At 73.9% G+C, this 8,626-nt stretch carries 6 protein-coding genes; 1 reads left to right on the plus strand and 5 read right to left on the minus strand.

Annotated elements, in window-relative coordinates:
- Position 1: 1 nt before the first annotated feature.
- Positions 2-1,039 carry a DUF3068 domain-containing protein gene (locus ACRDTB_RS11160; protein WP_431430002.1) on the minus strand — a complete coding sequence of 346 codons (1,038 nt, stop codon included), beginning with the start codon at positions 1,037-1,039 and terminating at the stop codon, positions 2-4.
- A 178-nt stretch (positions 1,040-1,217) separates the two neighbouring features.
- On the opposite strand from ACRDTB_RS11160, the gene ACRDTB_RS11165 reads away from it, so the two are divergent.
- Entirely contained in the window at positions 1,218-1,925 is a 708-nt protein-coding gene (locus ACRDTB_RS11165; RefSeq protein WP_431430003.1) for a 4'-phosphopantetheinyl transferase family protein, read from the plus strand.
- Between the two features lie 7 nt (positions 1,926-1,932).
- On the opposite strand, the gene ACRDTB_RS11170 is transcribed toward ACRDTB_RS11165, so the two are convergent.
- From ACRDTB_RS11170 to ACRDTB_RS11185, 4 genes are all read right to left on the minus strand, one after another.
- Positions 1,933-4,242, minus strand: a complete 2,310-nt coding sequence (locus ACRDTB_RS11170; protein WP_431430004.1) for a hypothetical protein — start codon at positions 4,240-4,242, stop codon at positions 1,933-1,935.
- The gene (locus ACRDTB_RS11175) at positions 4,232-5,926 is read right to left on the minus strand and encodes a hypothetical protein (RefSeq protein ID WP_431430005.1); all 1,695 of its coding nucleotides are present in this window, start codon (positions 5,924-5,926) and stop codon (positions 4,232-4,234) included. The genes ACRDTB_RS11170 and ACRDTB_RS11175 overlap by 11 nt, the downstream gene beginning before the upstream one ends.
- Before the next feature lie 88 nt (positions 5,927-6,014).
- On the minus strand, positions 6,015-7,295 hold the full coding sequence (locus ACRDTB_RS11180; protein WP_431430006.1) for an ABC transporter substrate-binding protein: 1,281 nt from the start codon (positions 7,293-7,295) through the stop codon (positions 6,015-6,017).
- Positions 7,296-7,353: 58 nt separating this feature from the next.
- A complete protein-coding gene (locus ACRDTB_RS11185) occupies positions 7,354-8,532 on the minus strand; it encodes an isochorismate synthase (RefSeq protein ID WP_431430007.1) in 1,179 nt (392 codons plus the stop codon).
- Positions 8,533-8,626 lie beyond the last annotated feature (94 nt).

An 8,626-nucleotide genomic window follows, 5' to 3' on the forward strand; every position in this document is an offset into this window, starting at 1 on the left:
CTCATCTGGCCGCGCCGGCCGGCTGGCGGCGCAGCGGCGGCCCGGTCCCGTAGCGGCCGCCCCGCTGGTTGCCGGCGAGCAGCATCCCCAGGCCGACCACGATCAGGATGCCGCCACCGACCCACATGGCGACCGGCCACGACGTCAGCAGGCTCAACTTGGACACGTTGTCCTCGGCCTTGTTGACGTTGTCGTTGATCGTCGCCTCGTTGAACCGCATCAGGCCCTCGTAGACCGTGGTGCCCTCGCCGGGGTCCTGCCCCTGGGCGAGCAGCTCCTGGCGGCCCTCCTCCTGGCCGACGACGATGATCCCGGTCTCCGGCTCCACCCACACCGTCCGCTTGACCTGGTAGTACAGCTCGGTGTCGACGCTCGGCTGGTCGCTGCGGCCGATGAGCGAGCCGGGCACCTCCTCGTCGCCGATCTTGGTCGGCGGCACGTCCATCACGAACCGGTAGGTGTTGACGCCCTGGATCGTCTCCTCGCCGTCGAAGCGGGCGTTGACCGGCTTGCGCACCGACATGTCGTAGAACGGGTAGTCACGCTGCTCGGTGCCGAACGGGAACTTGAACGACAGGCCGGGCTGCTGGATCGTGCTGCGGTCCGCGGCGACCCGCTGGCCCTGCTCGGCCTCGATGTACTGGCCCTCGCACGGCGCGACCGCCTCGTTGGTGTGCCGGTCGATGCACAACGCCCGCACCGACGCGTCGACCACGATGCCGGTCGCGTCGTCGGTCGTCTTGGTGGCCTCGACGTAGACGGCGACGTCGCCGCCCTCCTCCACCTCGGGCTGGGTGAGGTCACCGGTGACGTAGGTGGTCGAGGTGAGGCTCAGGTTGCGCCGGATCTCCGGCGACGGCGCGCCGTTGACCGTGCGGATGACGAGCGCGGTGACGCCGTCGCCCTCGGCCACCGACGTGGACTCGTTGTCCAGCGGGATCTTCGCGAGCTGCGGGTAGGCGTAGAAGCGCAGCAGCAGGCCGAGCGCGACCGCGAACACCCCGAGTCCCAACAGGATGAAGCTGACGATGCGGCGCAACGGGCCTCCTCGGTGAGGTGCGACGACAGTCACAGTGTGGCCGACAAACTACCCGACGGTAACCTCAGCACAAGGACGAAATGCGAATAGTCGGCCAGCCGGCGCAAGCGCCTTGCGCCAGATGGCCGAAATCTGAGGTCGGCGCGGCGCCCGGCGCTCGCACCGGCATCATCTCACCATGCGATGCGACGTGTGGTGGGCGCGGCCGGCGCCGGCGACCGAGCGCCTGCTGGGGATGCTCGACCACATCGAGCGCGAACGGTACCGCGGCTACCGCATGGAGGTCGACAGGCTGCGGTTCCTCACCGGCCGCACGCTGATCAGGGCGATCGCGGGCCGCCGGCTCGACATCGAGCCGGAGCGGGTCGTGCTGGACAGCAGCTGCTACGACTGCGGCAAGCCGCACGGCAAGCCGCGGGTGGTGGCCGGGGGCGCGCCGGAGGTGTCGATCTCGCACTCCGGATCGCTGGTGGTGCTGGCGGTGGTCGACGGCGCGCCGGTCGGCGTCGACGTGGAGCAGATCCGCGCCGCGGAGGTCGACGAGCTGGCGCGGATGACGCTCGCCACGAGCGAGCGGCAGCTGTTCGCGGCGCTGCCGGCGAACGACCGGCGCGGGGCGTTCTTCACGTACTGGGCCCGCAAGGAGGCCGTGGTCAAGGCGACCGGCAAGGGCATGTCGATCGCGATGACCAAGTTCACGCTCACCGCCCACGACGAGCCGCCGCGCGTGCTGTCCTCCGAATCATCCGAAGTGGACCCGGCGCGGGTGCACCTTGCCGACCTCGCCCCGGGCCACGACTATCGCGCCAGCGTGGCCACCATCGGCGACGAGCCCCTGTCCGTCCGCGAGCACGACGCGGACGACCTGATCACCGCCCTCGGCTAGACCCGGCCTAGCCGAGCTGCTCGCGAGCCCGGGCCAGGTAGTGGTCCACCAGCCCGGTGTCCGGCTGGCCGGTGCGCAACGACTTCGCCCGCTCCAGCAGCTCCACCGCGACCGCGGCCGCCTCGTGGCGCGGCAGCGGGACCATCCGGCCGTCTCGCAGGCGGCCGGCCACCCGGGGGTCGACGAGCGCGGCGGAGCCGAGGTGCTGCAGGCAGCGCGCCACGCCCCGGTCCTCGCCGATGCGGGTGAACGTCGCCCGCGCGCGCAGCCAGCGGCGGGCCGCCTCGACGAGCTGACCGTCCTGTTGGGACAGCGCGACGCCCTGCAGCTCCACGGCGTGCGCCTCGCAGCCGGCGTCGCGCGCGTCGACCGCGAGCTCCTCGGCCTCGTACAGGTGCGCCAGCGCCTCGGCCACCCGGCCCCGGCCCAGGCACAGCGCGCCCAGGTTCACGAGCAGCTCCGGGTGCCCGGCGAGCCGCCCCGCCCCGCGCAACCGGCCCAGCTCGTCGACGGCCTCGTGCAAGGCGTCCGCGTCGGCGGTCGTCATCGCGAGCAGCGCCGACTCCACCTGCGCCCGCCCGTCCAGCTCGGCACGCGGCCGGTCGTCCGGCACGGCCGCCACGTGCGCCCGCGCCAGGTCTAGCGCTCCGGCCGCCTCGCCGGGCCGGCGGGCCAGGCGGTGCGCGGTGGCCTGCCGGATCGCCGCGAGCGCGGCGAGGTCCTCCCGGCGGGCCCGGCAGACCAGCGCGTACAGCCCGGCGTTCACCTCCAGCAGGCCGCGGGAGCGGTGCTCGCGCACGTACCAGACCTCCAGCGCGTCCGCGATCGCCCCGAGGTCGGGCAGCACGAGCTCGAGCAGCTCCTCGTCGGCGTAGTGCTCCTCGCTGAACAGCGGCCGCAGCGTCGGCTCGGAGTCGCGGAACCACGCCCGCGCGTCCTGGGTGTCCAGCCGCAGCGACCAGCGCTCGGCGTGCCCGGCGACGTAGCGCACCAGCGCCGGCAGCGCCCCCAGCGCGACCTTCCGGCGTTCGTCCTCCCTGCCGGTGCGCGCGATGGCCCGGCGGATCTCCTGTGGCAGCCGGTAGCGCCCGCCCTGCTCGACCACGAGGTTGCTCACCCGCAGCTCCTCGAGCGGGCCGAGGTCGTCGGAGCCGAGCATGGCCGCGACCGCGCCCCGGGTCAGGCCGGTGACCGGCAGCTCGGCCAGCGCGCACAGCAGCCACACCGCCTCGTCGGACAGTCCCTCGCGGATGTTGTCGAGCATCGCGGTCCACACGCGCTCGAGCGGGCCGTCCAGCTCCCCGCCGGCGTGCATCGCGTCACGCAGGCTCTGCGCCGTGACGGTGTCGCTCGACCGCTTGATCTCCTCGACGATCGCCTTCACCGCGCGCGGCCGGCCGAAGCACGCGCGCAGCACCTCGCTGATGGCGTCCTCGGCGTTCGGCGTGCCCCGCCATTGGCGCACCCACTCCCCGACCCGTTCCAGCAGGCCCGGCGCGCCCATCTCGGCGTCCCAGATCTGGCGCAGCCCGGCGAGGTCCAGCTCCCCCACGGCCACCACGCGGTGCTCGACGGCGTCACCGACCGCCGGCTCGCCCGCGACCACCAGCCGCACCCGGCCGCCCGCGGGCCAGTCGCGCACCAGCCACCACACCTGCTCGGGCATGGACACGTTGTCCAGCAACAGGATCCCGCCCCGCGCGGTCAGCACGCCGACCAGCTGGCCGGCGACGCGGGCGAGCACCTCCTCGGTGTCGTCGGACGGCTCGTCGATGCCGAACGCGGCCACCACCCGGCCCGCGGTCGCGGCCGCGCCGTCCGGGCCCCGGGTCGACCGGCTGCGCACGTCGAACCGGAACGTGTGCTCCGGGTCGCCGCCGTGCTCGTCGATCAGCCGCTGCGCCACCGCCGCGGCCACCGCCGAGGTCCCGACGTCGCGCGGGCCGACCAGCGCGACGACACCGGTGTCCAGCACCCGGCGCAGTGCCTGGCCCACCTCGTTCTCCCTGGCGCACAAGGGTTCGGGCCGGAACCAGGGGTCCGGGACGGCCGGCCGTGACCACGGCTCGTCCTCCTCGACCGCCGGCTTGGTGAGCTCGCGGCGGCGCTCCCGCATGGCGAGCACGACCCACGCGATTCCGAAGGTCGGCACCACGACGACCGCGGCGAGCAGCACCCAGTGCCCGACCAGCTGGCCGAACACGGTGTCGTTGGCCTGGTTGCCGATGAGCTCGCCGGCCGTGCTCAGCGCGAACCAGCTGATCACCGCGAGCAGGACGACGCGGATCTCCTTGAACAGGTCCTTTCTACCGGGCACGGACCGTCTCCCCGGTGAGGCCGGCGACGACGCGGCGCCAGGTGAGCAGCAGCAGCGCGACGGGGATGAGCGCGGAGACGACGGCCCCGGCCGCGACCGTGCCGGCGGAGGTGCCGAACTGCCGCGCCTCGCCCCACAGCAGCAGGGTCAGCGGGCTGTTGCCCGGCCCGCTGATCAGGAAGCCGACGATGAAGTCGTTCCACACCAAGACGAACTCGAGCACGGCGACCGCGATCAGCGCCGGTCGGTAGCGGCCGCGGCGCCACAGCGTGTCCAGCGCGGGCCTCCCCTCGTCCTCGGCACTGCGTGGTGCCGCCGCGAACGCCGCGCGCAGCACGAGCGTGGCGAACGGCAACCCGGCGGCGGCGTGCACGAGCGCGAGGAAGGCGCGGGAGCCGGCGAACCCGGCCGCGTCGAAGACGTCGCCGACCGGGCCCGCGTACATCTGTACCGGCGCCACCGCGAGCACGCCGAGCACCATGGTCAGCGCGCGGGCGGGCCGGCGGGGGAACCGCCAGGTGAGCAGGTATGCGGCCGGCACAGCGACGGCGACCACGAGCGCGGTGGCGAGGCCCGCGATCAGCAGGCTGCCCACGACGGCCGGCCACAGCCAGGTCGCGCCGACCGACGCGAACGAGCCGAGGCCCAGCCCCTCGAGGCGCCACCAGCCGGCCGAGCCGGCCGCCGCCGGACCGTGCAGCGCGGTCGCCACCAGCACGACGACCGGCATGATCCACATGAGGACCAGCCCGACGCCGACGAGCCGGCTCCACCATCGCCGTGGACCGTCCGAAGTGGACTCCGCGATCGGTACCGGCTCGGCGGGGGCGCCGCGCCACATGCCGCGCATCCCGATGATGCTCAGCGCGGCCACGATGACGAACAGGGTGACCGCGAGCGCCGCCGGGCCGCCGGGGTCCGCGGACCGGGCGGTCATCCGCCACCAGTGCAGGCCCACCACGTCGACGTCGTTCTGGATGGACCCGGGCGCGGCGATCAGTACGAGGTCGAACACCCGGATCGCGGCGACGAGCACGGTCAGCACGACGATCGAGGTGACCGGACCGGTGCGCGGCAGCCGCAGCCGGCCCAGGCGGTGGCCGAGCCCGGGGTTGGCGTCGAGGCCGGCGCGGAACAGCACGACCACGAACCCGAGCCAGGACCAGGCGAACGCGGACGCGAGCACCCACCAGATCAGGTCGGGCCCGAGCCAGGTCACACCGCCGCCGAACAGCGCGCTGGCCATGCCCCGCTCCGGGTTCGGGTCGAAGATCATCCGGAACACCGCGCCCGCCACGACCGCGGAGACCCCGAACGGCAGGATCATGACGTAGAGCACGACCCGCCACAGCCCGGCCACCTGCCGACTGACGATCGCGATGCCGTACCCGACGGCGAGCAACACGAGCGCGATGCCCACCCAGAGCACGCTGTGCCAGGCCGCGCGCAGGGCGTCCGGATCGGTGAACAGGTCCCGGAAGTTCCCGACGAGCGGCGTGGGCGCGTGCAGCGCCCGGACGAGCGTCCACCCCATGGGCACGACGAGCAACACGAGCAGGACGAGCGCCGGCAGCCCGAGCAGCGGGCTCCCTCGCCGCCGCTCGGCGGGCTCGTGCCGAAGCGGACCGGTCAGTTCCCGCCCGGCCACCTCGAGCCGCAGACCACGCGCGGAGGTCACCTCCATACTCACCACCCCCACCCCGCCGACCGCGGACGCCGCCGGTCCCGGCCCGGTAAGCGGCCGCGCGGACGGGCGGGTGTGTGAGGCGACGTCATCGGGTCCGCTCCTCGGCCTCGACCATCGATGCCGCCGCGGTCTCGGCCGCCGTGTGCGGGGGTGTGCCGTCGGCCAGGTCGCGGAGCATGTCCTGCAGCACCCGCTGCAACCCCTCGCGACCGCCGAGCCGGCCCAGCTGGTCGGACAGGCCGAACCGGACGTCGTTGTCCCGCAGGTCCTCGGCGAGCCGGCGCAGCGTCGGGCTGTAGTGCCGCGGGTCCGTGCTCGGGTTGGCCGCGATGAACCCGCCGGTGTCCCGGATCCACGGCACCGGAGCGTCCGGAGTGGACAGATAGCGGATCAGGTTGGTGGCCGCCGGGCTCGCCGGGGCGGTCAGGACGAGCAGGTCGCCGGAGATCACCAGGGGCGCGCCGGGCGGGCCCGCGGGGAAGGTGAACGTGCCCACGTCGTCGGTGAGCACCCCGAACTGCCGGATCACCGACTCCGCGAAGTCCGGCGCCGGCACCATCGCCGCGCGGTGGTACAAGAACACCTCCAGCACCGCGTCCGGGAACTGCTGCACGAGCGCCCGGTCCGCCCCACCGGACAGCGCCCCCGCGCGGCCCCACATGTCCGCCACCATCCGGAACGCCGCGCGCACCTCGCCGCTCGTCCACAGCCGGGCATCGTGCGGCGCCAGCAGTGCGTCGTAGCTGCCGGCGAAATGCCGCAACAGCACGTTCGCGAAGAACCCGGCCAGCACCCACCCGTCCCCGCCGCCCATGGCGAGCGGCGCGACGCCGGTCCGGTCGATGATCGATTCGTTCAGCTCGAGCCAGTCCCGCCACGTGTCTGGAGGCCGCAGGCCGTGCTCCGCGAACACCGACCTGCGGTACCAGACCACGGAGGTGTGCGCGATCTTGAACGGCAGCGCGTAGTGTCGCCTGGTCGGCAGCTCCGGACGCCACACCCGGTCGTAGGCGTCGCGCCACACCTCGTCCGGCAGCGGCGCGAGCTTCTCGACGTTGCCGGTCACGAGCCCGGGCCGGGGCAGCGCCACGACGTCCGGCCGCCCGGTGGTCGCCGCGCCGAGCGCCGCGCCGATGTCGTCGCCGAGCGGGACCAGCTCGGTGTCGTCGACCCGGCGGCGGTCCAGCACCCGGTCGAACGCGGCCAGCTCGGCGGCGCTCCAGCTCACCGCGACGCGGACGAAGTCACCCAGGCCCGTGGTCCGCGCGAGGTCCCCGCAGCCGGCGGCCGGGCCCGCCAGCGGAGCGAGGACCGCGCCACGAAGCAGGGTTCGGCGACGGACATCTCGTGCACGTGGTCGACACATAGGTCCCCAGGGTCAACAGTCCAAGCTCGACCCCACCCTATCCGGCAGTTGACCACGCTCAGGCCGGGATGTCGGGCACTCCCATCGCCCGCAGCAGCGTGCGGAACTTCGCGGACGTCTCGGCGAGCTCCAGCTGCGGCTGCGACGCGGGCATGATGCCGGCACCGGAGTACAGCGTCAGCGTCGAGCCCGAGGCCGCCGGGCCGGCGCCCGGCGCGGGCTCGGTGATCTCCGCGCAGCGGATCGCGACGACCCACTGGCCGTCGCCGTCCGCGTCGCACCAGCCGATCGCGCCGGCGTAGAAGCCGCGGTCGAACGGCTCGAGCTCGGCGATCGTGTCCTTCGCCGTCCCGAACGGCCGCCCGCACACGGCGGGCGTCGGGTGCAGCGCGCAGGCCAGGCGCAGCGAGGAGATGCCCGGATCGGCGAGCTCACCGGTGATCATGGTGGACAGGTGCCACACCGCCGACGTGCTGACCAGCGACGGGCCGTCCGGCACGGTCAGCGTCCGGCAGAACGGCCGCAGCGCGTCGACGACCGTCTCGATGACGACCCGGTGCTCCTCGATGTCCTTGGCGGACGCGGCGAGCGCCTCGGCGCTGGCCCGGTCCAGCTCGGGATCGGGGTGGCGCGGCATCGAGCCGGCGAGCGGGTTGCACACCACCGTCAGACCGCTGCGGGACAGCAGCATCTCCGGCGTGGCGCCGACCAGCGTGCGCCGGCTGGCGCCCCCGGTGGGCAGGTCGACCGCGTACGTGTAGCCCGTGGCGTTGTCGGCGGCGAGGTTGGCGAGCAGCGGGGCCACGGCCACCGGGCCGGCCGAGTGCAGGCGCAACGCCCTGGCCAGCACGACCTTGTCGAGCTCGCCGGCGCGTAGTCGGGTGACGGCCCGCGCCACGGCGCGCTCGTACTCGGCCGGCGCGGGCACGGGGACCACGTCGAGGTCGACGGGCACCGGCCGGCCGGTGCGCGCCGGCCGGACCGGCCCGGACCACCGCACGGACCTGGGCAGCACGACGTGGGGCGCGGTGGCCCGTTCCCCGGTGCTGTCGAAGGGCAGGGCGCCGACGGCGAGCGGGACGTCGGAGTCGACCAGCAGCTTGGTCACCCGCGCGGACAGCTCGTCCGGGTCGGGCTCGGCGACGACGGTCCGCGCTCCGGTGGCGAGCAGGCCCCGCCGCGGGGAGGTGAGAAGGAACGAGCCGGGTCGGTAGTCCGCGATCAGCTCAGGGGTCACACCCTCATCATGCCCACGGACATGCGCGGGAAACTCGAATCCGGCGGGAGATTTTGAACACGTTCAGCTCGAGCCGGACAGCACGAGGGCCCGC

Origin of the sequence: Actinophytocola sp. (assembly GCF_050699935.1) — a bacterium.
GTDB lineage: Bacteria > Actinomycetota > Actinomycetes > Mycobacteriales > Pseudonocardiaceae > Actinophytocola.

What these genes read in the sequence shown, in the direction of transcription:
- ACRDTB_RS11165 (WP_431430003.1), top strand. Translation starts at nt 1,218, where the DNA reads ATGCGATGCGACGTGTGGTGGGCGCGGCCGGCGCCGGCGACCGAGCGC.
- ACRDTB_RS11175 (WP_431430005.1), bottom strand. Translation starts at nt 5,926, where the DNA reads ATGGAGGTGACCTCCGCGCGTGGTCTGCGGCTCGAGGTGGCCGGGCGG.
- ACRDTB_RS11180 (WP_431430006.1), bottom strand. Translation starts at nt 7,295, where the DNA reads ATGTGTCGACCACGTGCACGAGATGTCCGTCGCCGAACCCTGCTTCGT.